This window comes from Rheinheimera mesophila (genome assembly GCF_000986865.1).
In the GTDB taxonomy this organism is placed as follows: Bacteria; Pseudomonadota; Gammaproteobacteria; order Enterobacterales; family Alteromonadaceae; genus Pararheinheimera; species Pararheinheimera mesophila.
In genome coordinates, this window is the sequence record NZ_LAVS01000015.1 from 13,846 (window position 1) to 40,512 (window position 26,667).

The window sequence follows — 26,667 nt, forward strand, 5'->3', positions numbered from 1 at the left end:
GGAGATACCCTGTGTTAAGGTCCCGCAAACTATTGTCTTTTTTTACCCTCGTTCTACTGTGGCTGACGCCCGTCGCCTTAGCCGCTACAGCAACAGAGCAACTGCAACAAGTCATTGATGATCATTGGCAATACAGCCTGCAGGAAGACCCTGTTACCGCAGGCCGTATGGGTTTAGCAGGTTACAATAACAGACTGCCTGGTGTAACAGCCAAAGACAGAGCCCGTCGGCTAAAGGCTGAACAAACTTTATTACAGCGCCTGCAGGCGATAGACACAAAAGCACTGACAGACGCGGACAGAGTCAACCATCAACTGCTGGCTTGGGTGCTGCGTAACTCCATTCAGTCCAATACGCTGTTCCTCGACCGTATTCCGGCCAATACTTTTTACAGTTTCTGGAGTAGTGCTTTAGATGCCAGCAGTGGCCTGGCTATGCCTAAAGTGACGGATTATCAGGATTATATTGCCCGCATTAATGACTTTGGCCGCTACTTTGATGAAAATATCGCCAATATGCGTACTGGTATTCAGGACGGTTTTGTTTTACCAAAAATTGTCGTACAGGGGATAGCGCCGACGGTGCGGGCTCAGGTTTATAAAGACCCGACGCAAAGCAGTTTGTATCAGCCGTTTAAAAAATTCCCGGCCTCATTTTCGCAAGCAGAACAACAGCAATTACAGCAGGCCGCCAAACAAGCTATTGCAAAAACAGCCTTACCCGCTTTTGCCCGTTTAGCCGATTTCCTGGAAGGTGACTATATGAAAGCCGCCACTGAAAGTTTAGCGGCGGAACAACTGCCCCAAGGCAAAGCTTATTACCGCCATAGCATCAATACCTATGTGACCGAGGACATGGACCCGGCCGAGATCCACAACATTGGCCTTGCCGAAGTAAAACGGATCCGCGCTGAAATGGACGCACTGATTAAACAAACCGGCTTTAAAGGCAGCTTCAGCGACTTCACCAAATTTTTGCGTACCGACCCGCAGTTTTATGCCAAAACCCCAACAGAATTAGTAAAAGAAGCCTCTTATATCGCCAAACGTATTGATTACCGGCTGCCGGAGTTTTTTGGCAAATTGCCCCGCCTGCCCTACGGCATAGTGCCTGTGCCAGATGAGATAGCCCCAAACTACACCACAGCATCTTACAACCCTGCCGCGATAGGAGGCATCCGCGGCGGCGCTTATTGGCTGAACACCCATGCTTTGGACCAACGCCCACTCTACGAGCTGGTGGCCTTAACATTGCACGAAGCTGTGCCGGGTCATCATTTACAAAATGCCTTGTCGCAGGAACTGGAAAATGTACCGCAGTTTCGCCGTAACCTATATTTAAGCGCTTATGGCGAGGGTTGGGGTTTGTATGCTGAACGTCTTGGTGTGGAGATGGGCGTCTACGACAATGCCTATCAACAGTTTGGCCGCTTAAGTTACGAAATGTGGCGCGCTTGTCGTTTAGTGATAGACACAGGTATTCACTCGCAGGGCTGGAGCCGTCAACAAGCGCTGGATTTCCTGTCCAGCAATACCTCGTTGTCACAGGCCAATGTCAGAGCTGAAGTGGATCGGTATATTTCATGGCCTGGCCAGGCGCTGTCGTACAAAATGGGCGAAATTAAAATCCGTCAGCTACGCGCCAAAGCCGAGCAGCAACTGGGGAATAAATTTGACCTGCGTGCTTTCCACGATGCCCTGTTAGCCAATGGCGCTTTGCCTTTGGAAATTCTGCAGACCGAGATGGATCGTTTTATTGCCAGGGCTGCTGCTCAGTAAGCGCCTTTCACGGGAGCCTGATCTTTCATTGCGGATCAGGCCTTGGATCTTGAATAACGCAGTCGATCTGGCTCTGAGGAAAAAGGACCTGTTATGTCACTACACCACAACTTCAGCTTACTCGCCCGCTACAACCAGTGGATGAATAACAAGCTGTATCAACTGGCCTCTACCCTCACTGCCGATCAACTGGTGCATAACAGAGGCGCTTTTTTTGGCTCTGTGGCTGGTACTCTGAATCACCTGCTGGTGGCAGATTTAATCTGGCTTAACAGATGCAGCCAATTGGCCACTCAGCCCCACTCTTTATTGCCATTAAAGCAGTTGCCTCTGCCAACAGCTCTGGACCAACTGCTGTATCAGGACTTTACCCAGCTTTATCAGGCCCGTCAGCATGTTGATTGCCTGATTTTAGCTTTTGTCGCTGAGATGGATGAAACCCAACTACAGCAGCTATTGAGCTACAAAAATATCAAAGGCGAGCTGATGCAAAAGAAGTTAGCTTCGGTCATGCAGCATCTGTTTAATCACCAGACTCATCATCGCGGTCAATTGACCACCTTATTTTCTCAAATGGGTTTGGATGCTGGTGTCACCGACTTGCTGATGCTGATTGATAACGAATAACGGCGTTACGCCCCTAATCTTCGGACTGAGCAATGGCTATGCTAAAAATCTTAGGTAAATCCTCCTCCATCAATGTACGTAAAGTACTGTGGACTTGCGCTGAGCTTCGCTTAAGCTACGCACAGGAAGAATAGGGATCAGGCTTCCAATCCACTGAAACAGCAGCATTTAAAGCTCTGAATCCGAATGCGTTGGTGCCCGTGTTGCTGGATGGCAATTTTGTGTTGTGGGAATCCAATAGCATCTGCAGGTATTTGGCATCACAGTACCCTGACAAAGTGCTGCTGCCCGACTCGCCCAAACAAAGAGCTCTGGTTGAACAATGGATGGACTGGCAAAGTACAGAACTGAATAACTCATGGCGTTACGCTTTTATGCATCTGGTTAGAAAAAGCCCGGCTTTTTCTGATGTCGCAGCAGTTGCGAATAGTATTGATGCCTGGAATAAGCAGATGCAGATACTGAACGCAGCATTAGAGAAAACAGCGGCGTACATTACCGGCGCTGAATTTACCCTGGCAGATATAGTGTTAGGACTGTCGGTGAACAGATGGCTGATGACTCCGATAGAAAAACCTGAATTGCCCGCTGTAGCCGCTTATTACCAACAACTCAGTTTGCGTCCGGCTTTTCAGACCTTTGGCTGTAACGGCATCCCATAAAGCCAGTTACTGCCTTCACCGGGTTGGACTTATGTTGCTCTGCGGTCATAACTCATCTAACTTAAATGCTGACCATGTCCCTGCGGAGCACAACCATGCTGAAAATGTTTCGAAATTTGCTCGCTCTTGTATTGGGGATCCTGCTTGGTGCGACCGTCAATATGGCGCTGATCAGCATCAGCCCTATGCTTATTGCTCCACCTGCGGGCGTCGATGTAACAAACACCGAAAGCCTGAGTTTGGCTATCGACTTATTTGAGCCCAAACATTTTGTCATGCCTTTTCTGGCGCATGCTCTGGGTACTTTGGTTGGCTCTTTTGTCGCATACCTGATAGCGGCCAGTTACAAAAACCGTTTTGCTTATGCGATTGGTGTATTTTTCCTATGTGGTGGTATAGCGGCCAGCCTGATGATCCCGGCACCACTCTGGTTTATCACACTGGATCTGTGGGTGGCTTATCTGCCGATGGCCTGGCTGGCGATTTGGTGTAGCCAGCGTGTTCAGCAACAGAACTAAAAGGGCGGACTCCGTTATGCAGCATAACATCACAGGCTTAGGCCAGTTGGGTATCACAGTCAACGATGTGCAGGTGGCTCTGCCTTTTTACACTGCGGTGCTTGGTTTAGAGTTTCTGTTTGCGCCGACAGCACAACTGGCGTTTGTGCTATGCGGCGCAACCCGCCTGATGCTCAGTACGCCACAAGGCGCAGGTGAAGTCGGCAAAAACTCTATTCCTTATTTTCAAACCACAAACATAGAGCAGTTTTATACAACAGCTCTGCAGCGTGGCGCCACTGGTGAGAGAGCGCCGCAGCTTGCAGCCCAGATGTCGGATCATCAGCTATGGATAGCGTTTCTGAAAGACCCGGATGGTAATTTAATAGGCCTGATGGAAGAAAAGCGCTGAAAACAGTAATAACCTGAAGCAAAGGCAAGAAGCACGCGGCATAGTCAAAACGAGAGCGTTCAAGGCCAACTTTAAAACTAAAGATTAAGCCGCTTTGCTCTTAGTCCTGAACCTGTTTTATAAACACCGGATTGCTATGAAACTATAAAGCGGAACACTTTTTACAACGTCAAAAGGGCTATTTTGTTGCATCATTCCTCCCAATTTTATTGGATCTCAAACAACTCTACATCAAAAATCAGGGTTGAACCGGCCGGGATTTTGCCTGCGCTGCGGTTGCCGTAGCCCAGATTCGACGGGATATAAAAACGGAATTTATCGCCCACTTTCATTAACTGCACACCTTCGGTCCAGCCGGGGATCACGCGGTTGAGCGGGAAAGAAATGGTTTTACCGCGCTCAACTGAGGAGTCGAATACTGTGCCGTCAATCAAAGTGCCGTGGTAATGCACCCGCACTGTGCTGCTGGCGCTTGGGTGAGTTTCGCCGTTGCCACTTTGCAAAACTTCATATTGCAGGCCTGAAGCTGTGGTTTTTACGCCGTCTTTTTTACTGTTTTCAGCCAAAAATGCACTACCTTTTTCCAGATTCAGCGCCGCGGCTTTTTGGTTGTTGGCGTTGTTGTAAAAGTAATAGGCGATACAGGCAATAACTAAGATAATTAACGCTATTTTCATGGTGAGTCCGATCAGTCAAATAAAAGATTAGCTATCTTAGGGTTAATGCAGCAGATGGTCAAAACTTGCTGCTTTTACAAAAAAGCCGCTTGCCCTGACAAAGCTGTCAGTTGTGGTTTTTCACTGGTGTCTCAACTTGAAATAACGCAGAATCCGCCTCCAAACTCACCAACAGGCTCTATCGTGCAGAATACCAGCCGGCCTTCTTGGTAACAGGCAATTGAACCATACTCACTCCTGCAGGGCTGGTGTTGAATCATCCATGAGGTTTTTTCATGTCTAATAACAGTGTTGTAGATCCATCTGTTGTTTGTCAGCCGGATAACGGCAACGAAGTGGTATCCACCAAAGCGATGTTTTTTTGCTCAGGCTTAGCCACAGCGGCCTGGGCCGGCATTATCCCAATTATTAAGGCCAATACCGGCATAGACGACGGCACCCTGGGTTTATTGCTGTTGTGTTTAGGTATGGGCGCTATTTTGTCTATGCCTTTAGCGGGTGCAGTGGCAACGCGGCTGGGCTGCAAACTGGTGATGCTGGTGACGCTATGTGTATTTTCTGTGGTGCTGATGCTGCTGCCACTGGCTGGCAGTACCATGCAACTGGTGTTTTTGCTGATTGCTTTTGGTTTTGGTATCGGTGCCACAGATTGTGTGATGAATATTCAGGCTATTCTGGTGGAAAAAAGGGCCAACAAAACCCTGATGTCTGGCTTTCATGGCTTTTACAGTTTGGGCGGTATTGCCGGAGCTGGCCTGATGGTGGTTTTATTAAGTTCAGGCATCAGTGCTTTTCATGCCTGTGTACTGATTGGGTTGGCAATGATGGCCTCGTTACTGGTCTTTCACAAAGGGCTGTTACCTTTTGCCAATCCAAAAGAAGGCCCGGCTTTTGCGCTGCCACACGGTGCGGTGTTATTAATTGGCCTGATCTGTTTTTCGTTCTTTCTGGCCGAAGGCACTGTCTTAGACTGGAGTGGTGTGTATTTAACCGAGTACCAGCAGGCGTCTCATTCCAAAGCTGTGCTCGGGTTATTTTGTTTTTCCATCACTATGACCCTGGGCCGACTGACCGGCGATCAGTTAACAGAACGTCTGGGCGCCCGGCTGATGTTAACTTTAGGCGGTCTGCTGGCCAGTGCCGGGATGTTTTTTGCGATAGTAGCGCCGGATATGTACTGGGCTTTAGCAGGGTATGCCTTGGTGGGTGCAGGCTGCGCCAATGTGGTACCTATTATGTTCTCAGCCACAGGTAAACAAACCAGCATGCCACAAGCCATTGCAGTACCTGCAGTTTCAACCCTGGGCTACATTGGTGTATTGGCGGGGCCTGCCAGTGTCGGCCAGATAGCTCAGCACTTCAGCTTACCTGTGGCGCTCTACAGCATCGCCGTGCTGATTGCTATGGCTACCTTGCTGTCTATCCGAGTGCGGGTGTAGTGTTTCTTCCTTCAGCAGAGCGGACTGGGTCAGCTTGCCAGGCAGTTCAATCTCAGGCTGAGTTGCAGCTTTCGCTGCATGACTCTTGAGCACTCTGCTGGCTTTGCCTACAATGGCGCACACTTTATTGATTACAGGCCAGAGCCATGACGGAAACCACAACGCAAGACACAGCAGCACGGCCGGATTTACCGGATCGTCTTTGCATTAATCCACGCAGTCCACATTATGTCGCCGCAATTTTTCAATATGACGTCGGTATTCGTCTGAACGGTAAAGAGCGTTTTGATGTGGAAGAATATTGCATCAGCGAAGGTTGGGTGAAAGTGGCTGCCGCCAAAGCACTGGATCGTCGTGGCCAGCCTTTACTGATGACGTTGAAAGGTAAAGTCGAAGCTTTTTATCGTTAAAACCAAAAAACCCGCTCAAACTTTGGTTTGAACAGGGGGCGGGCGGGGAGAAATCCTGCCCCAGCAATATGCTGGTGAGATTGTCTCTGAAAATTTGGATCAGAGACAATAATCCTGTACTGCGTCAGAACGAAGTAACAATGGTGAACATATCTTTATTGTCCTCTCGTTTTAGTCTGAATAAATCAATACGCATAAAAATAATGACTATCAAAGCTTTAAAGCTGTATGCCTGTGCGGTACACCTGAGTAATTATAATACTCGAGTAACTCAATACCTGACCTGCACGTAAAGACTATTTTAGTTCCGGGCTGAAAAATTTATTGTTAGGTAAACATGACGTTTATTCACTCTAATTTTACACTCTTCAATTACAAACCGTTACAAAACAGCATGAGCCACACCTCAACATTGATCATACAAATCAATAAGTTAAATAATATTTATCGGTAACTTCACTCAAGTCGCACTTGTTATTCGATTGAAGCAGAAAGTACTGTGACTTGTGGTCTAATCTTGAATTTTCCTCCATTCATCAGGGTTTTATTTATAGCGCTGCTGGCCTATGCTAGCGTCAACTTATTGCTTTGATTGAACAAAGGCGAGTCTGTATGAGATTTAGTTTTTCGGCTCTGATGATGCTTGTAGCGGCAGGTGCTGCTCAGGCTGCAACTGAACCTTTAACTGCCCAACATCTATGGCAGGTAGCGCGCCCTGGGGCCATGACCTTATCACCCAGTGGCCAGCAACTGGCGTTGACTGTGACCCGTTACGATCTGGCCGCCGATAAAGGCAATGCCGATATTCATATTCTGGATTTACGCACTCAACAGTTGACCGCTTTAACTCAACACCCGGATTCAGACTCTGCCCCTGCCTGGAGCCCGGATGGACGCCAGTTGGTGTTCGTCTCCAAACGAGGCAATGAACATAATCAACTGTTTTTATTGCCTTTAACCGGAGGTGAAGCCAAAGCCTTAACGAAGTTACCTGTTGCTGTGCAGCAACCGAAATGGTTTCCGGATGGTCAGCGGATTTTGTTTCTGGCCCATGTACCTAAAGGTTTTAATGGTGACTTTGCTGCATTAGCCGAACAACTCAAACAGAAAAAAGACAATAAAGTCACAGCCCGGGTTACCGAAAACAGAGTCTACCGATACTGGGATCACTGGCTGACAGATGACAGCTATCCGCATTTATTCAGTATCAATATTCACACAGGTGAAATTGCTGACTTAACGCCGGGTTGGGATCGCTGGTTCAGTTTAAATGGCGATGCTGAATTTGATATTTCTGTCGATGGCCGTCAGATTGCTGTCAGCGCTGTGACCAGTGCTCCCCCTTTTGATCAGATCAATCACGATATTTTGCTGATTAAAACCGATGGTTCAGGTCAGTTTGTTAATATCACAGCCGACAACCCGGCCAGTGACAATAACCCGAAATTCAGCCCTGATGGCAAAAGTCTGGTTTATGGTGCACAGCGCAGCACCTTTTTTACTGCTGATAATAACCAGTTAATCCGCTTTGATTTTAAACCTCAGCAAAAAACTAATCTGACCAAAGATTGGGATATTTCGGTCGATGACTGGGAGTTTGGCAACAACGGCACTTTGTATTTCCAGGCTGCGGATAAAGCCAAATCCGCCTTGTACAGCATGCCTTTGGCCGGTGGACAGGTGAAGCAAATTTTACGGCAGGCAGATATTAGTCAGGTACAAATCGGCCAACAGCAACAAGTCTATCTGGTGCAGCACAGCATGCAGCAGATGCCTGAGGTGTATGCGCTGGACAATAAAGGCCGCACCTTAAAGCAGTTGAGCCGTTTGAATACCGAGCTGCAGCAAAGTATCAGTTGGGGCAAAACAGAAGATGTCAGTTTTGCCGGAGCAGATGGCAAACTGGTGCAGGCTTATATCACTTATCCGCCGAACTTTGACCCAAGCAAAAAATGGCCTTTGCTGAATGTATTGCATGGTGGGCCACACAGCTATTCAGGCGACAGTTTTAGTTATCGCTGGAATACCCAGGTCTTTGCCGCTGCAGGTTATGTGGTGATCCAGCCGAATTTTCACGGCTCCACCAGTTTTGGTCAGGCTTTTGCGGAATCCATTCATGGCGAGCATCCGGTGAAACCTTTTATGGATAGTGAAGCTGCAGTGGATTATATGCTGTCCCGTGGTTTTATTGACGCTTCCCGTTTAGCGGCGGCAGGCGGTAGTTATGGTGGTTATCTGGTGAGCTGGATTGCTGGTCACACTGACCGCTATAAAGCCCTGGTTAACCATGCCGGTGTCTATAACCTGATGGGCCAGTTTGCTTCAGACTCAACGACACACAGGGTACATGCGTATGGCGGAGCGCCGTGGAGTGGCTTAGAGGTGATGCAGCAATGGAACCCGGCCTTGTTTGCCGATAAGTTCGTCACCCCTATGCTGATTATGCATGGTGAGCAGGATTACCGTGTGCCTGTGACTCAGGGGCTGGAGATTTATGGTGTCTACAAGGGCAAGGGGTTAGATGCTCGTTTAGTGTATTTCCCGAATGAAAACCATTGGATCTTAAAACCTAATAACTCTATTTTCTGGTTTAACGAATTTATCAGTTGGCTGCAGCGTTATGTACCGGCAGGCCCTACAGATTGAGTTCGAACTCCTTAAGACCGCTTTATCAGCAACAGGTCCAACAGGGCCTGTTGTTGTATGACGAGCCCCAATATCAGGCAGTGTTAGCGCTGCAACTGATCGCGGATCAGTTGTGTTCCGGCCAGCCGACTTTGGGCTTATACCTACATGGCCCTGTCGGACGTGGTAAAACCATGCTGATGGATTTGTTTTATCAGCAGTTACCCTGTGATGGCAAAATCCGGCTGCATTTTCATCATTTTATGGCTCGGGTACATCAGGAACTGCAGCAGCATCAGGGTGAAGCTGACCCCTTATTGCACATCGCCAAAGACTGGGCACTGCAGTACAAAGTGCTGTGTTTTGACGAGTTCTTTGTGAACGATATAGGCGATGCCATGTTACTTGGCACCTTATGGCGTTACTTGTTTCAGTGTGGGGTAGTGCTGGTGACTACGTCCAATGCTGTACCAGAAGAGCTGTATAAAAATGGCTTGCAGCGTCAGCGTTTTTTACCAACCATTGATTTGCTGCGAAAGCATTGCACAGTGATCACCTTGGATAACGGCATAGATTACCGGCGCTTCACCCAAAGCCCGATGCGCTATTACCTGCAAGGCGTTACTGCGGTACAGTTAAAACAGCAGGCAGAACAGCTATTTGGTGAAGTACAGCCCCTGCCCGACTTTGCTTTATTGGGGCGCAGTTTTCCGGCTTTATGGAGTAACGACCAGATCATAGGTTTTGATTTTATGGCGCTCTGCTCAGGGCCACGCAGCCAACTGGATTATATGCAACTGGCCAGTCGCTTTCAGGCGATCGCTGTGCAGAATGTACCGCAATTTAATGCGGTGTCGGACAGGGCCATTTTGCATGGCGTAGAAGACAGTTATCAACGTGAACATCAGAATATAGTTGTCAGCAAGCTGGACAATGAAGCGCGGCGTTTTATTGCTCTGGTGGACGAGTGCTATGACAGAGGCTGCTTGTTACTACTAAGCTCTGCAGTGGCGATTTCAGAGCTGTATCAAGCCAAACAGCTTGAATTTGCTTTTGCCCGCTGTGAGTCACGTTTATATGAAATGCAGCAGTGGCAGCTTGCTGCGGCCAAGCTAAGCCAGAGCGCAGCGACTAGCTGATACTGATTTACAAATAACGGATCCAGGCCTGCTGGCTACGTTTTTTATACAAAGAAAACCACTTGGTGGGGTGATACAAAGCGACAGCTAACAGCACTGTAGTCAACCAAACCCACCCCATATGTTCCATGCCAAAGCCTTCTCCCTGATTAGGGCCGCACACCGCCAATACAATCCGATACAGCACCAGCAATACATACAAATGCAGGATGTAGAAAAACATCGGTGCTGAACCAAAATTCACCAGAATTTGCCTCCAGTTGCCTTGCGGTTTTTCCAACGCAAACAGCAGTAAAAACATCAATCCCAACGTCACCAGCAGATAGTTTAATGAGGGCGGATACTTGGTCAGATTCAGGATCGACATCAGGCTGGTGATTAAATCCGGATAGAGCTGCCAATCTAAAGTTTCGCCATAGATATTAAAACCACGCAGCACCACAAAGAGCAGCAGACAACCTGCTCCTAATTGTAACAACAAGCGACCTCTGTGCTGTGCAGACATAGTTTTACTGTATAAGGGCCCTGCCAGATACCCCAGAATAATCACCCCTATCCAGGGTAAAACCGGATAACTGGCTTTAATTTTCACAGCCCCTTCGCTGACTAAAAAGTTACGGTCATGCAAAATAGTCCATAGGCTATAGCCCCACTCACCCGGCTGAACGCTGACGGGTGTCAACAAGTTATGGCCAAACACAATACCAAAGCCTAACAAGGCCAACACAGTTTTTGGCCACTGACTGAGCAGCGCCAACACCACCATACTGACACCTATAGCCCAAATTACCTGTAACCAAATGGTCTGATAAGAACCCATCCATGAGAAATTGATAATGCTGACTTCCAGCGCTATTAAAAACAGACCTCTTTTTAGCAAAAAGCTGCGCGGGGATCGTGCCGGGCCCTGGGCCGGATTGGCATACAACCAGGCCGACAAACCTGTTAAAAACACAAATACCGGTGCACATAAATGCGCAGCAAAGCGACTGAAAAACAAACTGGTGGATGTCGCATCCAAATCCATCGGATCCAACACCTGCATATGGTAAAAAAACCGCTCCCGCACATGGTCCAGCAGCATAATCAGCATCACCAAACCCCGCATCATATCGATACTTTGAATGCGGCTACGGATAGTCATTTCCCCACCCATTGAATTAGAAAGCATAAGTCAGGCTCACTTTGTAACTACGCGGCTCACCCGGCACTGTCCATAGCGCTGAATAGGAGTTATGGATGTAGAACTTATCAAACAGGTTGTCGATATTCAGTTGAGCCTTCCAGTGTTGATCCAGATCAGCAGTCCAAAACAGGCCAACTAAAGTGTGGGACGGCAGCCTGTAACTGCTGTCGACTGAATCGCCCAAACGCTTGGCGACATGATTCACCTTGAGCCCTAAGCGGCTTTCGACCGACCCCATTGGTAACAACTGGGTCAGCATCAGGCTGGCATTGTGTTTAGGAATATTCACCAGCCGACTACCAGCCGGCACATTGACGCCCCATTCCAGGTTCACCATATCGTTGGCAGTTTCGGTATCTAAAAAGGCATAGGACAATTGAGCGGAGAGCTGCTCTGTAAGTGAGCCTTGTAAATCCAGCTCAATACCCCGGCTGGTGGCTTCCCCTAAAGTGGCAGAGAACCCCACATTGACCGGATCTGAAGTCAGGATATTGGATTTTTTCGCATCAAAAAATGCCATTGTGCCTGTGATACCAGAAATGGTGAATTTAGCACCCACCTCATAAGAGTGACTGCGCTCTGGCTCAAAAGGGTTACCCGCATAATCAGTGCCGCTTAATGGCAGGAAACCTTCAGAGTAGCTGCTGTAAAAACTTAACTCTGAGTTAACTTCATACACCAACCCCATACGAGGGCTGACTTGCGTGCCGCTTTTTTCTGAGCGGGTGGCTTTGAGCAATTCCTGAATATCCTGCTGATAATCGTCAAACCGTAGGCCCAGTAATAACTTCCAGTGTTGAGTTAAATCCATTTGATCCTGCAGATAGACACCCCAGGCTGTTTGGCTTTCCTGATTTTCATACAAAGGCAAAGGTGCTGTGGTTGCACCGCCATACACAGGATTAAAAATATCTAAAGCGTAAGTGCCTTTAGGGCTACGAAACCGTGACAATAAGGTATATAAATCATAATCGTAGGCATCAGCGCCTAGCAGCAGATGATGTACAATACCGGCAGTGGTGAGGTGACCACTGAATTCAAAACGCACTGAGGTGTCTTCGGCCTGATAGTCACGGTAACGACGCTGACGAGTGAGGGTTTTACCATCATCAAACAACGACTGACGAGCCGCCGCTAACTCCGCATCCGACGAAAAGCCGTTTAATGTGGAGTCGCGATAACCGAAACCTGCTAATAATGACCAGTCATCGCTTAGGCTGGTTTCATAAGATAACTGATGGCCGGTGGCTTCAATTTCTGTAGGGTCGTCACCTGGTTCACCTAAATAACGCGAACGAGGCACTGTATTAAAATCACCGTTTAATACCACGAGGCCGCGGTCAAATAACTGTTCCTGCCTCAGATATTCGAACTCGTATAACAAGGCGGATTTATCATCCAGCTCAATACGCACTGACGGAGTAAACACCTGTTTTTTACTCGTGACGTAATCGCGGAAGCTGCCGTAATCCTGCACAGCGCCATTGATACGCACCGCAACATTGTCACTGATACCGTTGGTGTAATCGGCTTCGACTCTGTGCTGATCAAAACGCCCGGTCGAAAACTGTAGATAACCTTCCTGCTGTTTTTGTGGCTTGCGGGTGACGACATTGATAGTGCCACCAGGTTCTGAACGACCATACAATGCTGAACCTGGGCCTTTTAAAATCTCCACATATTCGACATTGGATAAGTCGCGATGACCACTAAAACCCCGGCCACCATTAAAGCCATTAATTAAATAACCGGATGGCATATTTTCATTACCGGGGAAACCTCGTAGCGAAAAACTATCCCATAAACCACCACCGTTATTCTGCCGGGAGATACTGGCAGAGAAATCCAGAGCGTCCTGAAAACGTGTGAAGGCGTTGTCTTGTAACAAATCTTTATCGATCACGCTAATTGACTGAGGTAAAGACTGGGCAGGAATATCGCCGCGATAAGCCTGACGATACAACACTTCGATCCGCTCAATCTGCTCCGCGGCTGCCACTACAGGAACAGAGGCACTCACGCCAATAAATGTCAGAACAAAATAGAGTTTAAAATGCGGGCTTGGCATGATGTTTTGGGGTCCAATCACTGTGAAGCATAAGCTGAATCGTTCTAGTTAAGATGAAATGATACAATATAACATCGCCGTGAACCAACAGGATTTATCTGATCTGCTTGTGATTCTGACGGCTATCCGGCTTGAATAAGGCCATCAAAGCCCCGATACTGCGTAAAGAACAGGTTTTCAATTGATGTGAGTGACAGATGGAACAATGGTTACAGCAGCTACTAACTGAGTATCAGGCTTATGCCCTGCTGATTTTATTTTTGCTGACTTTTGCAGAATCTGTTGCCGTGTTGGGTTTATTGGTCCCGGGCACAGCCTTGATGTTTAGCTTTGGCGTTTTGATTGGAGCTGAACAAATGGGCTTCTGGACTGCCTGTCTGGTTGCTGCATTAGCAGGTTTAGTCGGTGATTCACTGTCTTATCTGGCCGGACGTAAGTTCAGACCGCAGTTGGAGAGCTGGAACTGGTTATCGCGCCAGCAAAAAGAGCTGAATAAAATCAGTGCAGCTCTAGAAAACAATGTCTGGCTGGCCATAGTGGCCGGACGTTTTATCGGCCCAAGCCGACCTTTGCTACCTTTGTTAGCTGGCATGTTACAGTTATCGCCATCCCGTTATTTTCCTGCAGCCACTCTGGCTTGTGTGCTCTGGCCTATTGCTTATTTTCTGCCGGGTATTTTGGCTGGCGTAGCCTGGCAACTGAAAGGCACCAATCTGGCGTTGTTTTACAGCTTGCTGGCAGGCTCAGTATTGTTGGCGGTAGTGAGTAGTTATTTACTGAAAAAGTATTTACAGCACAAAGAGCAGGCTACACCTGATCGGCGCTGGTTCTGGGGCTCGTTAGTCAGTCTGTTCCTGGCGGCTGTTTTATTTTTTCAACTTAGCCAACATCCGGCTACTCCGTTGTACTTAAAAGAGTTATCTGGATTGATGTTTTGAGCCTGTGTTCAGGATGCAATGCCACTTCGTGGCGATAGCATGCTAGATTTCACGCCTTAGTCCCTGCCTAATTTCGACCACAAATGCCGTCTGACTGACGGCCATTCGCAGGCGATGATGGAGTACACCACAGTGTCCCGGATTGAGCCATCTTTTAAAATCATATGCTGTCGTAAAATACCATCCATTTTGGCACCTAAACGCTCTATGGCTTTGCGTGAGCTGTGGTTAAAAAAGTGGGTGCGAAACTCCACAGCTATGGCCTGATGATTTTCAAATAAATTATTTAATAACAAAAACTTAGATTCTGTATTGATAGCAGTGCGGCGGACAGATCCGGCATACCAGGTGTAGCCTATTAGCGCTCTTCTGTTTTGTGCATCGACCATATAATAACGACTGGTCCCCACAATTTTACCTGTGGCTTTGCAACGCACGACATAAGGTGAATCGCCCTGGGCTTTACCGGCTAACGCCTCTTGCACATAAGCAGGCATTTCGTCCACTGTTGGTACCATGGCATACCAAAGTTTCCAGCTTTCACCATCAGCCACGGCTTGCTGCAAATCTGCTATATGCGATAACGCCATAGGTTCCAGCCGGACAAATTCGCCTTCTAAAACCTCATTCTTTAACCATGTCATGTATTTTTATCCTTTGCAGTTAACCCTGCCACCGCTGTTGTAACTTTTGCAGCAAAAACTCTGATAATGCCTGCAGCACTGGGGAAGACGACAAGCGTTGCACCGCCAGCAAATACAAAGGGGCATGTTCGGTTTGATAATCCGGTAATAACTTCACCAAAGCACCCGAGTCTAAGTCAGACAGAATATCCAAACGGGATTTATAGGCAATACCTAAACCTGCCACAGCCCAGCGCCGTACTACATCGCCATCGTCCGCCACCAAAGCGCCCCGCACCTGTACCTGTTGTAACTGCCCGTGTCGCCAGAACTGCCATTTGCTGTGCACAGCCTCCCCCAACACCAGTTGCAACACCTGATGCTGATTAATATCTTCTGGTCGTTCGGGAGCACCAAAGCGCGCAATGTAGTCAGGGGCAGCACAAAGCACCCTGTGATTATCCGGCACCAAAGGCATAGCAATCAGTTGAGAATCCTTAGGCTGACCATAGCGTATCGCCAGATCCACAGGCTGACGCCCCAAATCAGCCAGTCTGTCACTGATCCTTAACTTGAGCTGCAATTTCGGATGCAGGCGTTGGAATTCGGCCAGCCAGAAGACCATGCTGTTACGGCCAACATCTGACGGCATAGACAAGGTCAACTCGCCGGATAACTGCTCTTTGCCCAGTTGCAACAGTTGCTGGCCTTGCCCAAGCAACTGCATAGCCTGACGGGCATAATCCAGATAAGCCATACCTGCTGTGGTCAACCTCAAACTGCGGGTAGAGCGCAGAATCAGTTGGCTATTTAGCTGCTGCTCAAGCCGTTTTAATGCCACACTAGCCAGTGCAGGCGATAAACCCAGCTCACGCGCAGCCGCCGAAATGGAGCCTAAATCAGCGGTCAGTACAAAAAGTTGTAAATCGTCGGTTCTGAGCATCATTATCAAAATAATTTTGAAACTGAATTCAAATTTAGCATATTTTTCTAAAGAGTCTCACCCTTTACACTAGCGCTGTTCATCCAATGGAGTATTCAAATGAAAGCCATAGTTTACAGCCAAAATTTAGCAGCAACAGACCCGCAGTCTCTATACGACACAGAGCTGCCTACTCCGACACCAGGCGATAACGACTTGCTGGTGGCAGTTAAAGCGGTATCCGTGAATCCGGTCGATACCAAGATCCGCCGTAATGCCGACCCACAGGGTCAGCCGAGAGTATTAGGCTGGGATGCTGCTGGTGTGGTGGTCGCGGTGGGTGGTGCCGTCAGAGATTTTAAAGCAGGCGACGAAGTCTGGTATGCCGGTGCCATTGATAGGCCAGGATCGAACAGCGAGTTTCAGCTGGTAGACCAGCGTATTGTCAGCCACAAGCCAAAAAGCTTAAGTTTCAGTCAAGCCGCCGCTTTACCTTTAACCGCCATTACCGCATGGGAGCTGTTATTCGACCGGCTTGAACTGAATGAACACAACAGCAAAGCTAAATCTTTGTTAGTTATTGGTGCAGCGGGTGGCGTGGGGTCAGTGTTGTTGCAACTGGCACGGCAAAAGACTCAGTTAAAGATCATTGCTACAGCCTCCAGACCTGAGACCCGTGAATGGGTAACAACCTTGGGTGCAGATGTAGTGCTGGATCACACAAAGCCGATGGCAGCACAGTTGAAAACACTAGGCTTACCTGAAGTCGATTATGTAGTAAGTCTGACTCATACCGACCATCACTTTCAGGATATTATTGAATTGATTAAACCTCAGGGCAAACTGGCACTGATAGACGATCCCGAACCTATTGATCTGCGCCAACTGAAACGCAAAAGCCTGTCGTTGCACTGGGAGCTGATGTTTACCCGTTCTTTGTATCAAACCGAGGATATGATTGCTCAACAGCAGCTCTTACAACAGGTTGCAGATATGGTGGATGCGGGGCAGCTAAAAACTACCCTAAGTGCAGATTTTGGCACAATTAACGCCGAAAATCTGCGCAGAGCCCATCAGTTGATCGAAAGCCACCAGGCCATAGGTAAACTGGTCTTAACTGGTTTTTAAAGCAGAGTTCAGCTTAAGGCTGCGCTTGTTGTGTGGCCTTTTCTATCCGCTCTTTGGTATTCGGATGTGAATTCAAATACTCCAGCCAGGGCATCAGCTCCTCTTTCGGCTGATCTTTAGTCAAAGCCTGCATGGCTTCGGCAAAAGCCTGAGGTGACTTGTTTAATTTTAACAAGGATTGAGTAGAGAAATAATCCGCCTGACGCTCCATATCTCTGGAGAAGGCGGATTGAACCAACGAAGTACCTGTACCTAATACCGCCTCTGTCACCCCTTCCAGATCACTGAATAAGACCGACATTACGATAGTACTGGCGGTGGCTTGTGCCGCCAGCTTCATACCATGCCTGTGTTCAACATGCCCAACTTCATGCAGTAGCACGGCCAGAATAGCATCGGGTTGTGTTTCAAGACGTTTTACCAGTTCATCCGTGATAGTCAGGTAACCACCTGGTAATGCAAAAGCATTAGCACCCAATCGTTTACTGGCGCGAAAATGCAACTGATACCGGTAACCGCTGCTTAATTGCAACTGCTCAAGGGCGCTTTGCCACTGCTGGCGAATCGACTGTTGTAACTGCGGGCTTAGTTCTGACTCAGACAACAAAGTACGGTCAAACATCTGCATACTCTGCTGGCCAATACTTTCTTCAACAGCAAGCGGGATCCAGGGCACTAAGGCTGTCGCAGCTTTTGGCAAACCGACAGTGGTGAGCCACCAAAGCAGTATGGGCACGGCGATCACTGACAACACAATCAGCGATTTACTGGTTTCCAGTTGCAGTGTCAGATTCTGACGTCGACTTTTCGGCCAGCGCCATTGAGGATCGGCGGGCGAGAATACCGCGCCACTGTCAAATAGTAATTCAGCAGGTAAACCGGGCAATACCTCAGCCACTTGATAGCTCTCTTTGCTGCTGTCCAGTAGCAATGTATTGTCATGCTCCGCATACAACAACACTTGCCCTTGCTCAGTTAAATGCAGTTGCGCAGCACAGTGTTCTGTGCTGGCGGCATACTGAAATGTTCCTTTGACAATCTGCATCAGGTCAGGGATAAATCTACGTCAAACAGATCGGCCGCTTGTTCAGCAAAAGCAGATGAATCCTGTTGTAACGGATCAGTCAGACGGTCGGCCGCCGGATACACTGTCACTTCGGTGGCAGATGCCAGCAACGCCGCGATTCGAACTTTAGTCCAGGGATAAGCTAAACCCAAAGTGCAAAGTATCAGCATCATATTTGTCGTGGTTACCCAGACCAAATCAACAGCGTCCAGATTGGAGTGCAGTTCTGCTGTGTCTGGTAAGACCGTAGAGTTGAACAAATGATTGCGGATCATGGCTTGATAGACAGCGCCAACCAGCATAAAAACGCCAAAGTAAGCGATGTACAGCAGCAATATCGCCAGACTAAATCCGGCTTCCGGCTCTGGCATCGAAAAACCTAAAACGGCAGCGACTATGCCGCAGGCGATCCCCAGACCTATGGCTACGCCTAAGGCAACAAAAAATGCCTGGAAATAGTTTGAGGTTTGCGTATTCACCTCAAACTGTTTTCCGCCAAAACTGATATTACTGAAAACAAAATGATCCAACTTTTTCAGAGCCCATGGCATTGCCAGATACAAAGTAAAAATACACAAAAACGGCAGGAGCAGGTAATAGATAAAAGCCGGGCCATACGTACCATGAAAGCCAAATCGCACATTACGATAGCTGGTCATGCGTAAATTAAACTTCAGTCCTTGCACCATTAACCAGGGCAATGCAACTAAGAACACCAAAGCAGCTATCAGACCAAACACAGGGCTGAAGGCACTCAAGACAGAAATCAGCGCAAAAATAATCACAGCGATAATGCGGCCTTTGAGGATCTGAATGGGTGTAGCCAGGTAGCGAAAACTATGGCCATCTACCTTGGTGTGCCCATAAAAATACTGGGTAGTACGCACCTTAGCCCATGCGCTGTAAATACCAAGCGTGACTATGGTCAGCAGCACATTCACTATCCAAATACCGAAAAATTCCGCACCACGACCTGAAAATTGCACTTTTGAGCGGCGAGCTGAACTGACTTCAGTTGCTGCAGTTGAATGATGAATATCCATATCAAATTGTCCTGTAAAAAATAACCTGTGCTAGTTAAACCAAAACAGGAATTATTGTCAACATCCTGTTACCAAGCAAAACAGTTTATTTACTTTGTCAACCTGTTGTTATGACTGGAAAAATCAGGCACTGTGCGCTGATAGTCCTGCCCTACTAATGCTGAAGTCAGAATAAAATCTGCCGTTGCTTTGTTACAAGCCACCGGAATATTCCATACCACAGCTAGACGGATCAGCGCTTTAACATCAGGATCATGCGGCTGAGACGACAATGGATCCCAAAAAAACACCAGCCAGTCAATTTTTTGCTCCGCAATTAAAGCGCCAATTTGCTGGTCGCCGCCTAATGGGCCACTGGCCAGACATAACACGTCTTTATGTAACGCCTCGCTCAGTAAACGACCTGTAGTACCAGTCGCCACCAGTTGTTTATCCTGAAAAAAATCTGCATGTTGCTTGACCCAAGCCAGCAATTCGGCCTTTTTCCCATCATGCGCTACTAAAGCTATAGTTTTCACTGATTTCCCCCTTAAGATTGCTGCCAGCATACACTGAGTTTTGCATAAATTTCAGGACACTTTACCAAAGTAACTGCTGTTGCAGCCAGGCGGCAAGCAATCGAGTCCCAAGGAGCATAAGCTGCAAGTACGAAGGTAACAAAATCGCCCGGAGCGATTTTGAACATCGGAGCAAAGCGACGATGGCCCGACAGGGTGAGCGCCATGGATGGCTGCGAATAAAAAAAGCCCGGCAAAGCCGGGCAAACAACCAAGGTCCACGTAAAAACTCGGTACTTTGGGTTAGCCTATCAACCGACGATTTTTTTCATCGCGGTCATATAGCCCCTTAACTTTTTACCCACCAGCTCGACAGGGTGCTGGCGTATTGCTTCGTTCACAGCAATCAGGCGAATGTTGTCTACACCATTGGCAGCAGAGCTTAAGCCCTTGCCAATATACTCAGTGCTTAATTTGTTGACGAAATCGCGCAACAAAGGCACTGCAGCGTTACTGAACAGGTAGTTACCGTATTCAGCAGTGTCTGAAATCACTACATTCATCTCATACAGACGTTTACGCGCTATGGTATTGGCGATCAACGGCGTTTCATGCAAGGACTCGTAATAAGCCGATTCTTCAACAATACCTGCAGCAACCATAGTTTCAAACGCCAGTTCAACACCGGCTTTGACCATAGCAACAAACAAAATGCCGCGGTCGAAATAATCCTGCTCTGGAATTTGTTCGCTGGAAACAGGCGCATTCTCAAAACCAGACTGACGGGTTTCTTCCCGCCAGCCTAACAGCTGCTTATCATCATTGGCCCAGTCGGCCATCATGGTGCGGGAAAATTCGCCGCTGATGATATCGTCCATATGTTTTTCGAACAGTGGACGTAAAGTACCTTTTAATTCTTCCGCTAAATCAAAAGCTTTGATTTTCGCCGGGTTCGATAAACGATCCATCATATGAGTGATGCCGCCGTGCTTTAAGGCTTCGGTCACAGTTTCCCAGCCATACTGGATTAACTTGGCGGCATACCCTGGTTCTACACCCTCGGCCACTAACTTGTCATACGCCAGAATAGAACCGGTTTGTAACATGCCACATAAAATGGTTTGTTCACCCATTAAATCCGACTTCACTTCGGCGACAAAAGACGACTCCAGTACACCGGCACGATCGCCGCCTGTTGCTGAAGCGTAGGCCTTGGCAATCTCTAAACCTAAACCTTTAGGGTCGTTTTCAGGGTGCACAGCAATCAGCGTTGGCACGCCAAAACCTCGTTTGTATTCTTCACGTACTTCAGTGCCAGGACACTTAGGCGCCACCATCACCACTGTGATGTCTTTACGAATCTGTGTGCCTTCTTCCACTATGTTGAAACCGTGCGAGTAAGCCAGTGTGGCACCTTGTTTCATCAATGGCATCACCGCCTTCACTACCGACGTATGCTGTTTATCCGGCGTCAGGTTTAATACTAAATCTGCGGTTGGGATCAGCTCTTCGTATGTCCCTACCTTAAAGCCATTGTCAGCGGCGTTCTGGAACGATTTGCGTTTGGCGGCGATGGCTTCAGCCCGTAAGGCATAAGAAATATCCAAGCCAGAGTCACGCATGTTCAGGCCTTGATTTAAACCCTGAGCACCACAACCTACAATCACTACTTTCCAGCCTTTTAACAAATCAGAGCCTTTGGCGAACTCTTCTTTGGCCATAAAACGGCATTTACCTAACTGTTTTAACTGCTGACGCAAATTCAATGTATTGAAGTAGTTACTCATAGCAAATCCTGACCATTCTTTTAGCTGGCGACCAGTTGCGCTCAGCGTAACAGTGCAGAAAAGTCATGCACTGTTTTGATGCGATTGAGAATAAAACAGTGCAATGATTGCGTGAAGTGATATATTCACAATACAGCATTTCACTTTATGCAACGAAGGATTCAGACCCAATTGGATATCCGTAATGCACAGCTTTTTTTGCATCTGGCCAGCAGCCTGAACTTTGCCCGTACCAGCGAGCAGATGTATGTCAGCCCATCGACCTTAAGCCGGGTGATCCAGCGCCTGGAACAAGAACTGAATGTCGAGTTATTTCAACGGGATAATCGCTCTGTACGGCTGACATTGGCAGGTCAAAAAGTACAAAGCTTTGTGAAAAATTATCTGGAACAATGGCATCAGTTGCAAATTGATTTAAGTGAAACCAGCGCGTCCTTAAGCGGTGAGATCCGGCTGTTTTGTACTGTCACAGCCAGTTTCAGTCACCTGCCGGCCATATTGGATAAATTCCGCTTAGTCTGCCCTCTGGCAGAAATTAAGCTGATTACTGGCGATGCCTCAGCAGCGCTGGAGAAAGTAAAACAAGACGAAGCCGATATAGCATTGGCGGTATACCCCGAACATTTTCCGCTGAATATGGCTTTTCGCAGCATAGCTAAAGTACCACTGCAACTGATAGCTCCTGTGATCCCCTGCAAAACCAATGATTTATTAAGTCAAAGTCCTATTCCCTGGGAGCAAGTGCCTTTTATTTTGCCTGAGCATGGCCCGGTGCGCAGCCGCTTTGAGTTATGGCGTAAAACCCGCATTGCTGAGCCGAAGGTAGTGGCGAAGGTAGAAGGACATGAAGCTATGGTCAGTATGGTGGCTTTAGGCACCGGGGTGGCGTTGGTGCCCGCTATAGTGGCGCAACAAAGTCCAGCGCGGGACAGGGTAAAGTATTTAACCCAAGGCGATGAATTTGCGCCTTTTGATTTGGGTTTATGTACCTTATCAAAACGCTTACATGAGCCGCTATTAAGAGCGTTTTGGCAGGTTGCATCTGAGCTGATTTAACTCAGATGCTATTCGGCCTTACTTCACCACACGAAGGTGAGAAACTTTTTTACCTTTGTTTGGATCGGTAGGTTCGTTGTCCGGTGGCATATCGCCGTCTTGATGCGGTTCTTCGTCAGCTCTAAACTCCGGCTGATGAAGTTCATCTTCTGTGTCTTCCTCTGCTTCAAACATAGTGCCAGCCCCATTTTCGCGGGCATAAATAGCCAACACTGCTTTGACAGGAACTGTCAGTGCAAAAGGCTTACCACCAAAACGGGCATTGAAAGTAATCACCTCATTGCCCATCAGCATATTGCCAACGGCGGAAGGCAAAATATTCAGTACAATCTGACCATTCTGTATGTGCTGAGTTGGAACTTTGCAGCCTTTGATGCTGGTATTGATCACCAGATACGGAGTCAGGTTGTTATCCACTATCCATTCATAAAAGGCACGGATTAAGTAAGGCTTGTTTGACGTCATATCCATCAGTAACCACGTCCCCGGCGAATTTCACGCTCAGCTTCTGTTAAAGACTGTTGAAACCCATCCCGCTCAAAAATACGGGTCATGTAACTTTGCAGTAACTTGCTGCCAGCCCCTGTCAGTTCAATGCCAAACAAAGGCAAGCGCCAGAGCAAGGCCGCCAGATAACAATCAATCAGACTGTACTCGTCGCTCATAAAATAAGGATGTTCCTGAAACAACGGCGCCATAGCCAATAAGCCTTCACGCAAGTCACGACGGGCGAGCGCAGCGTCAGGGCCATCCTGCAGAATTTTTTCGGCTAAAGCATACCAGTCTTTTTCGATACGATGCATCATCAGACGGGCATTAGCACGGGCAACCGGATACACCGGCATCAGAGGAGGATGCGGAAAACGCTCGTCCAGGTATTCGTTAATAATATCGGCTTTAAACAAAGCCAAATCTCTGTCCATCAGAGTGGGCAAAGAACCATAAGGATTGACCTCATAGACATCTTCAGGCAGACAATCTGTACTGACCTGCATAATATCTACTGTGACGCCTTTCTCCGCCAATACCATTCTGACCTGATGACAGTACATGTCATTGGCTGTTGAAAACAAGGTCATCACAGCGCGTCTGTTGGCAGAAATTGCCATAGGATCCTCCGGTTACAAGCATAAATACAAAGGGGCCTCGCGGCCCCTTCAAAGGCGAACACTCTTGTAGTTAGTGAACATCTCTCCAGTATTCTTTCTTCAGCAGGAATGCGAAGATGAAGAAGATACCTAAGAAAATCAGAACCTTAATACCTAAGCTGCGCGACTCCAGCTTAGAAGGCTCACCTGTATATTCCAGATAGTTCACCAGATCAGCTACAGCACGGTCATATTCTTCCGTACTCAATTCGCCTGAACCGTCTGTTTTGATGCCAACGTCTACTTCAGTAGGAACACCGTCAACTAAACGTGTTTCAGTAGCTTTGTAAGGGATACCTTGCAGCTCCTGTAATACATGTGGCATACCCACCATCGGGAAAACTTCATTGTTCACACCAAATGGACGGCTTGGATCTGCATAGAAGGTGCGTAAATAAGTATAAAGCCAGTCAGGACCACGGACACGGGCCACGTTAGTCAAATCTGGTGGTGCGGCACCAAACCAGTTCGCCAGGTCAGCCTTAGGCGCTGCATTTTTAATATGGTCGCCCACTTTGTTTGCAGTAAAGCCTAAGGTTTCCATCCCTATATCATCGGGAATACCCAAGTCACGGAAGGTCCGGGAATAGCGCTGGTACTGCATCTGGTGGCAACCTAAACAGTAGTTCTGGAACATCCGTGCACCACGTTGCAGTGACTCTTTGTCCGTCAGATCAATAGGCGCTTTGTCCAAATGCACAGCCGGAGCCGCAGCCATAGCGGCGCTGGATGCAACCAGCGCCAGTACAGTAAATAACGTTCTAATCATCAGGATAACCTCACTGGCAACGGCTTGGTTTTCTCATTTTTACTGTAGAACCATAACAGGCCAAAGTAAGCAAAATAAGTGAACGAGAAAATCTGTGCTAACAAGGTATAAGTTGGAGTAGCAGGCAGAACCCCTAAAATACCCAGTATCACAAAGCTGATCACAAAGTTAGCCAGATTCAGTTTGTGCAGAGTGCTGCGATAGCGCACTGAACGAACCGGACAACGGTCTAACCAAGGCAGTAAAGCCAGGAAAAGAATAGCAAGAAACATAAAAATCGCACCAAACAGCTGATCAGGTACAGCACGTAAAATGGCGTAGAAAGGGGTGAAGTACCAAACCGGTGCTATATGGTCAGGTGTTTTCATTGGGTTTGCCGGTTCAAAGTTTGGCGGCTCCAGGAAGAAACCACCACCTTCTGGTGCAAAGAAAATAACCCAGCAGAAAATAAACAGGAAACCGACCACACCCACTATGTCTTTCACCGTGTAATACGGGTGGAAAGGAATAGCATCAACGATAATTTTCTTGCCACCTTTGGTGAAATATTCATGGAAGGTGAATTTATCAGACACGTTGTCTTCAATCTTTTGACCGTCGTTTGGACGTTTTACATCAATACCGTCCGGGTTGTTTGACCCCACCTCATGCAAAGCGATGATGTGCAAGAACACCAGCACCACTAATACCAATGGCAAAGCAATCACGTGTAAAGCAAAGAAGCGGTTTAAGGTAGCGCCTGAAATTACGTAGTCACCACGGATCCACAGCGTTAAATCATCACCAATCACTGGAATAACACCGAAGATGGAAATAATAACCTGAGCCCCCCAGAACGACATCTGACCCCATGGTAACAAGTAGCCCATGAATGCCTCAGCCATTAACACTAAGAAAATCAGCATACCGAAAATCCACAGTAATTCCCGTGGTTTCTGGTAAGAGCCATACATCATGCCACGCAGCATATGCAGGTAAACCACAACGAAGAAGGCGGAGGCGCCTGTGGAGTGCATGTAACGCAACAACCAGCCGTAGTCGACATCACGCATGATGTATTCAACTGAAGCAAAAGCGCCTTCAGCCGTAGGAACGAAGTTCATGGTTAACCAAATACCGGTCAGGATTTGGTTCACCAGTACTAACATGGCTAAAGAGCCAAAAAAGTACCAGAAGTTAAAGTTTTTTGGCGCTGGGTACTGCAACACATGAAGATTCATTTTCTCCATAAATGGCATACGGTACTCAATCCAGCTCATAAAGTTTTTAAACATTAAGCTGTCCCCTCATCTTCACCAATTAAAATGGTGGTGTCATCGACAAACATATAAGGTGGAATCATCAGGTTTTTTGGTGCCGGAACACCAGAGAACACCCGGCCAGCCATATCGTAGGTAGAGCCATGGCATGGACAGAAGAAACCAGAAGGGATGCCTTCGACCTGAGCGTCGAAATCTTTCATCAGGTAAGTAGGAGAACAGCCCAGATGAGTACAGATACCCACAGCAACAAAAATCTCAGGTTTTTTCGAACGGTGGTCGTTTTTAGCGTAATCAGGTTGTTGTGGCTCTTCAGAAGCTGGATCACGAAGTTTATCTACCACTTTGCTCAGACTTTCCAGCATGGCTGGCGTCCGCTTCACGATCCACACCGGCTTACCCCGCCATTCGACCCGAATTAACTGCCCGTCTTCGAGTTTACTAATGTCAGCGGTGACTGCTGCACCGGCTTGTTTAGCTTTTTCACTCGGATTCCAGGAAGCAATAAAGGGAACAGCAGCTCCAATCGCACCAACCCCACCAACTACAGAAGTTGCTATGGTCAGAAAGCGACGGCGACCATGATCTACAGGCGCATTGCTCATCCACTCATCTCCACGTTAAACGCTTAAATGTTGATATTTTAAGCGGCTGAATTACAGCGATTATTATAAGTTGAAAAATACGGCGGATCATAATGAAAAGCCCTGCTTTACACAAGGATTTAGCCGAATTCTCTTTGTTCTGACATCAGTTTTTCGACGAAATACGAAACCAGAATAGTCAGTAAAACTTTGCATCACCATGTTTTAACCTGAAAAAGCCACTTCTGCCATGATCAAGCACAACCAAAGCTGTTCTAGCGATAAAAAAATCATGTCGGCATAAAAAAACCAGCGTTCCGATATCAG

Annotated in this window: 27 protein-coding genes and 1 pseudogene; 13 read left to right on the forward strand and 15 right to left on the reverse strand. The window is 47.6% G+C overall.

Annotated features, from left to right (window positions below):
- The first annotated feature begins 11 nt into the window (after positions 1 to 11).
- From SD53_RS07650 to SD53_RS07670, 6 genes and pseudogenes are all read left to right on the forward strand, one after another.
- Positions 12 to 1,778 (forward strand): DUF885 domain-containing protein, encoded by a 1,767-nt coding sequence (locus SD53_RS07650; protein WP_052749301.1) that lies wholly within the window; start codon positions 12 to 14, stop codon positions 1,776 to 1,778.
- A 93-nt stretch (positions 1,779 to 1,871) separates the two neighbouring features.
- A complete protein-coding gene (locus tag SD53_RS07655) occupies positions 1,872 to 2,405 on the forward strand; it encodes a DinB family protein (protein ID WP_046519642.1) in 534 nt (177 codons plus the stop codon).
- Positions 2,406 to 2,575: 170 nt separating this feature from the next.
- Positions 2,576 to 2,668: pseudogene (locus tag SD53_RS18940) on the forward strand (glutathione S-transferase N-terminal domain-containing protein); the annotation flags it as partial.
- Between the two features lie 15 nt (positions 2,669 to 2,683).
- Positions 2,684 to 3,067 (forward strand): glutathione binding-like protein, encoded by a 384-nt coding sequence (locus SD53_RS07660; protein WP_366246847.1) that lies wholly within the window; start codon positions 2,684 to 2,686, stop codon positions 3,065 to 3,067.
- A 95-nt stretch (positions 3,068 to 3,162) separates the two neighbouring features.
- Positions 3,163 to 3,585, forward strand: coding sequence for a hypothetical protein (locus tag SD53_RS07665; RefSeq protein WP_046519643.1), 423 nt, complete (start codon positions 3,163 to 3,165; stop codon positions 3,583 to 3,585).
- 16 nt (positions 3,586 to 3,601) lie between these two features.
- On the forward strand, positions 3,602 to 3,976 hold the full coding sequence (locus SD53_RS07670) for a VOC family protein (RefSeq protein ID WP_046519644.1): 375 nt from the start codon (positions 3,602 to 3,604) through the stop codon (positions 3,974 to 3,976).
- A 206-nt stretch (positions 3,977 to 4,182) separates the two neighbouring features.
- Here SD53_RS07670 and bamJ read toward each other — a convergent pair whose 3' ends face one another.
- Positions 4,183 to 4,653, reverse strand: a complete 471-nt coding sequence (gene bamJ / locus SD53_RS07675) for a BamJ family beta-barrel-assembly machinery protein (protein ID WP_046519645.1) — start codon at positions 4,651 to 4,653, stop codon at positions 4,183 to 4,185.
- A 275-nt stretch (positions 4,654 to 4,928) separates the two neighbouring features.
- Between bamJ and SD53_RS07680 the strand changes: the two genes are divergently transcribed.
- From SD53_RS07680 to zapE, 4 genes are all read left to right on the forward strand, one after another.
- A complete protein-coding gene (locus SD53_RS07680) occupies positions 4,929 to 6,092 on the forward strand; it encodes an MFS transporter (protein WP_046519646.1) in 1,164 nt (387 codons plus the stop codon).
- Positions 6,093 to 6,238: 146 nt separating this feature from the next.
- A complete protein-coding gene (locus SD53_RS07685; RefSeq protein ID WP_046519647.1) occupies positions 6,239 to 6,502 on the forward strand; it encodes a DUF3297 family protein in 264 nt (87 codons plus the stop codon).
- A gap of 612 nt (positions 6,503 to 7,114) precedes the next feature.
- Entirely contained in the window at positions 7,115 to 9,148 is a 2,034-nt protein-coding gene (locus SD53_RS07690; RefSeq protein WP_046519648.1) for a S9 family peptidase, read from the forward strand.
- Positions 9,145 to 10,266, forward strand: a complete 1,122-nt coding sequence (gene zapE, locus SD53_RS07695; protein ID WP_046519649.1) for a cell division protein ZapE — start codon at positions 9,145 to 9,147, stop codon at positions 10,264 to 10,266. Before SD53_RS07690 ends, zapE begins: the two co-directional genes overlap by 4 nt.
- A gap of 7 nt (positions 10,267 to 10,273) precedes the next feature.
- Here the strand turns inward: zapE and SD53_RS07700 are convergent, their stop codons facing one another.
- A complete protein-coding gene (locus tag SD53_RS07700) occupies positions 10,274 to 11,410 on the reverse strand; it encodes an acetyltransferase domain-containing protein (protein ID WP_106693141.1) in 1,137 nt (378 codons plus the stop codon).
- 16 nt (positions 11,411 to 11,426) lie between these two features.
- Positions 11,427 to 13,520 (reverse strand): TonB-dependent siderophore receptor, encoded by a 2,094-nt coding sequence (locus tag SD53_RS07705; protein WP_046519651.1) that lies wholly within the window; start codon positions 13,518 to 13,520, stop codon positions 11,427 to 11,429.
- A gap of 197 nt (positions 13,521 to 13,717) precedes the next feature.
- Between SD53_RS07705 and SD53_RS07710 the strand changes: the two genes are divergently transcribed.
- A complete protein-coding gene (locus SD53_RS07710; protein WP_046519652.1) occupies positions 13,718 to 14,458 on the forward strand; it encodes a DedA family protein in 741 nt (246 codons plus the stop codon).
- 56 nt (positions 14,459 to 14,514) lie between these two features.
- On the opposite strand, the gene SD53_RS07715 is transcribed toward SD53_RS07710, so the two are convergent.
- Together SD53_RS07715 and SD53_RS07720 are read right to left on the reverse strand one after the other, a co-directional pair.
- On the reverse strand, positions 14,515 to 15,102 hold the full coding sequence (locus tag SD53_RS07715; RefSeq protein WP_046519653.1) for a GNAT family N-acetyltransferase: 588 nt from the start codon (positions 15,100 to 15,102) through the stop codon (positions 14,515 to 14,517).
- 19 nt (positions 15,103 to 15,121) lie between these two features.
- Positions 15,122 to 16,027 (reverse strand): LysR family transcriptional regulator, encoded by a 906-nt coding sequence (locus SD53_RS07720; protein WP_241481775.1) that lies wholly within the window; start codon positions 16,025 to 16,027, stop codon positions 15,122 to 15,124.
- Between the two features lie 96 nt (positions 16,028 to 16,123).
- Here SD53_RS07720 and SD53_RS07725 point away from each other — a divergent pair, with 96 nt between their 5' ends.
- Complete coding sequence (locus tag SD53_RS07725) at positions 16,124 to 17,131, forward strand: zinc-binding alcohol dehydrogenase family protein (protein ID WP_046519654.1); 1,008 nt, start codon at positions 16,124 to 16,126, stop codon at positions 17,129 to 17,131.
- A gap of 13 nt (positions 17,132 to 17,144) precedes the next feature.
- Here SD53_RS07725 and SD53_RS07730 read toward each other — a convergent pair whose 3' ends face one another.
- The 5 genes from SD53_RS07730 to ilvC all read right to left on the reverse strand — a co-directional run bounded on the left by SD53_RS07730 (position 17,145) and on the right by ilvC (position 21,524).
- Positions 17,145 to 18,176, reverse strand: a complete 1,032-nt coding sequence (locus tag SD53_RS07730) for a M48 family metallopeptidase (RefSeq protein WP_046519655.1) — start codon at positions 18,174 to 18,176, stop codon at positions 17,145 to 17,147.
- Positions 18,176 to 19,240, reverse strand: coding sequence for a YjgN family protein (locus SD53_RS07735; RefSeq protein ID WP_046519656.1), 1,065 nt, complete (start codon positions 19,238 to 19,240; stop codon positions 18,176 to 18,178). Before SD53_RS07735 ends, SD53_RS07730 begins: the two co-directional genes overlap by 1 nt.
- A gap of 89 nt (positions 19,241 to 19,329) precedes the next feature.
- Positions 19,330 to 19,758 carry a methylglyoxal synthase gene (locus SD53_RS07740; RefSeq protein ID WP_046519657.1) on the reverse strand — a complete coding sequence of 143 codons (429 nt, stop codon included), beginning with the start codon at positions 19,756 to 19,758 and terminating at the stop codon, positions 19,330 to 19,332.
- A gap of 11 nt (positions 19,759 to 19,769) precedes the next feature.
- A complete protein-coding gene (locus SD53_RS18590; protein ID WP_125060846.1) occupies positions 19,770 to 19,964 on the reverse strand; it encodes a hypothetical protein in 195 nt (64 codons plus the stop codon).
- A gap of 84 nt (positions 19,965 to 20,048) precedes the next feature.
- Entirely contained in the window at positions 20,049 to 21,524 is a 1,476-nt protein-coding gene (gene ilvC, locus SD53_RS07745; protein WP_046519658.1) for a ketol-acid reductoisomerase, read from the reverse strand.
- 147 nt (positions 21,525 to 21,671) lie between these two features.
- Here ilvC and ilvY point away from each other — a divergent pair, with 147 nt between their 5' ends.
- Positions 21,672 to 22,580, forward strand: coding sequence for an HTH-type transcriptional activator IlvY (gene ilvY, locus SD53_RS07750; protein WP_366246846.1), 909 nt, complete (start codon positions 21,672 to 21,674; stop codon positions 22,578 to 22,580).
- Positions 22,581 to 22,598: 18 nt separating this feature from the next.
- Here the strand turns inward: ilvY and SD53_RS07755 are convergent, their stop codons facing one another.
- The 5 genes from SD53_RS07755 to petA form a co-directional block, all read right to left on the reverse strand.
- Positions 22,599 to 23,051, reverse strand: coding sequence for a ClpXP protease specificity-enhancing factor (locus tag SD53_RS07755; protein WP_206539915.1), 453 nt, complete (start codon positions 23,049 to 23,051; stop codon positions 22,599 to 22,601).
- The gene (gene sspA, locus SD53_RS07760) at positions 23,051 to 23,689 is read right to left on the reverse strand and encodes a stringent starvation protein SspA (protein ID WP_046519659.1); all 639 of its coding nucleotides are present in this window, start codon (positions 23,687 to 23,689) and stop codon (positions 23,051 to 23,053) included. The genes SD53_RS07755 and sspA overlap by 1 nt, the downstream gene beginning before the upstream one ends.
- A 70-nt stretch (positions 23,690 to 23,759) precedes the next feature.
- Positions 23,760 to 24,497, reverse strand: a complete 738-nt coding sequence (locus SD53_RS07765; protein WP_046519660.1) for a cytochrome c1 — start codon at positions 24,495 to 24,497, stop codon at positions 23,760 to 23,762.
- A complete protein-coding gene (locus SD53_RS07770; protein ID WP_046519661.1) occupies positions 24,497 to 25,771 on the reverse strand; it encodes a cytochrome b in 1,275 nt (424 codons plus the stop codon). The genes SD53_RS07765 and SD53_RS07770 overlap by 1 nt, the downstream gene beginning before the upstream one ends.
- The gene (gene petA / locus SD53_RS07775) at positions 25,771 to 26,361 is read right to left on the reverse strand and encodes a ubiquinol-cytochrome c reductase iron-sulfur subunit (protein ID WP_046519662.1); all 591 of its coding nucleotides are present in this window, start codon (positions 26,359 to 26,361) and stop codon (positions 25,771 to 25,773) included. Before petA ends, SD53_RS07770 begins: the two co-directional genes overlap by 1 nt.
- Between the last annotated feature and the right edge of the window lie 306 nt (positions 26,362 to 26,667).

Coding starts and splice junctions, on each gene's coding strand:
- SD53_RS07705 (WP_046519651.1), bottom strand. CDS start 13,520: ATGCCAAGCCCGCATTTTAAACTCTATTTTGTTCTGACATTTATTGGC.
- SD53_RS07725 (WP_046519654.1), top strand. CDS start 16,124: ATGAAAGCCATAGTTTACAGCCAAAATTTAGCAGCAACAGACCCGCAG.
- SD53_RS07685 (WP_046519647.1), top strand. CDS start 6,239: ATGACGGAAACCACAACGCAAGACACAGCAGCACGGCCGGATTTACCG.
- SD53_RS07715 (WP_046519653.1), bottom strand. CDS start 15,102: ATGACATGGTTAAAGAATGAGGTTTTAGAAGGCGAATTTGTCCGGCTG.
- SD53_RS07710 (WP_046519652.1), top strand. CDS start 13,718: ATGGAACAATGGTTACAGCAGCTACTAACTGAGTATCAGGCTTATGCC.
- SD53_RS07670 (WP_046519644.1), top strand. CDS start 3,602: ATGCAGCATAACATCACAGGCTTAGGCCAGTTGGGTATCACAGTCAAC.
- SD53_RS07770 (WP_046519661.1), bottom strand. CDS start 25,771: ATGTTTAAAAACTTTATGAGCTGGATTGAGTACCGTATGCCATTTATG.
- bamJ (WP_046519645.1), bottom strand. CDS start 4,653: ATGAAAATAGCGTTAATTATCTTAGTTATTGCCTGTATCGCCTATTAC.
- ilvY (WP_366246846.1), top strand. CDS start 21,672: ATGCAACGAAGGATTCAGACCCAATTGGATATCCGTAATGCACAGCTT.
- SD53_RS07700 (WP_106693141.1), bottom strand. CDS start 11,410: ATGACTATCCGTAGCCGCATTCAAAGTATCGATATGATGCGGGGTTTG.
- ilvC (WP_046519658.1), bottom strand. CDS start 21,524: ATGAGTAACTACTTCAATACATTGAATTTGCGTCAGCAGTTAAAACAG.
- sspA (WP_046519659.1), bottom strand. CDS start 23,689: ATGGCAATTTCTGCCAACAGACGCGCTGTGATGACCTTGTTTTCAACA.
- SD53_RS07755 (WP_206539915.1), bottom strand. CDS start 23,051: ATGGATATGACGTCAAACAAGCCTTACTTAATCCGTGCCTTTTATGAA.
- SD53_RS07690 (WP_046519648.1), top strand. CDS start 7,115: ATGAGATTTAGTTTTTCGGCTCTGATGATGCTTGTAGCGGCAGGTGCT.
- SD53_RS18590 (WP_125060846.1), bottom strand. CDS start 19,964: ATGGCGCTCACCCTGTCGGGCCATCGTCGCTTTGCTCCGATGTTCAAA.
- SD53_RS07730 (WP_046519655.1), bottom strand. CDS start 18,176: ATGCAGATTGTCAAAGGAACATTTCAGTATGCCGCCAGCACAGAACAC.
- SD53_RS07735 (WP_046519656.1), bottom strand. CDS start 19,240: ATGGATATTCATCATTCAACTGCAGCAACTGAAGTCAGTTCAGCTCGC.
- SD53_RS07720 (WP_241481775.1), bottom strand. CDS start 16,027: ATGATGCTCAGAACCGACGATTTACAACTTTTTGTACTGACCGCTGAT.
- SD53_RS07680 (WP_046519646.1), top strand. CDS start 4,929: ATGTCTAATAACAGTGTTGTAGATCCATCTGTTGTTTGTCAGCCGGAT.
- petA (WP_046519662.1), bottom strand. CDS start 26,361: ATGAGCAATGCGCCTGTAGATCATGGTCGCCGTCGCTTTCTGACCATA.
- SD53_RS07765 (WP_046519660.1), bottom strand. CDS start 24,497: ATGATTAGAACGTTATTTACTGTACTGGCGCTGGTTGCATCCAGCGCC.
- SD53_RS07655 (WP_046519642.1), top strand. CDS start 1,872: ATGTCACTACACCACAACTTCAGCTTACTCGCCCGCTACAACCAGTGG.
- SD53_RS07665 (WP_046519643.1), top strand. CDS start 3,163: ATGCTGAAAATGTTTCGAAATTTGCTCGCTCTTGTATTGGGGATCCTG.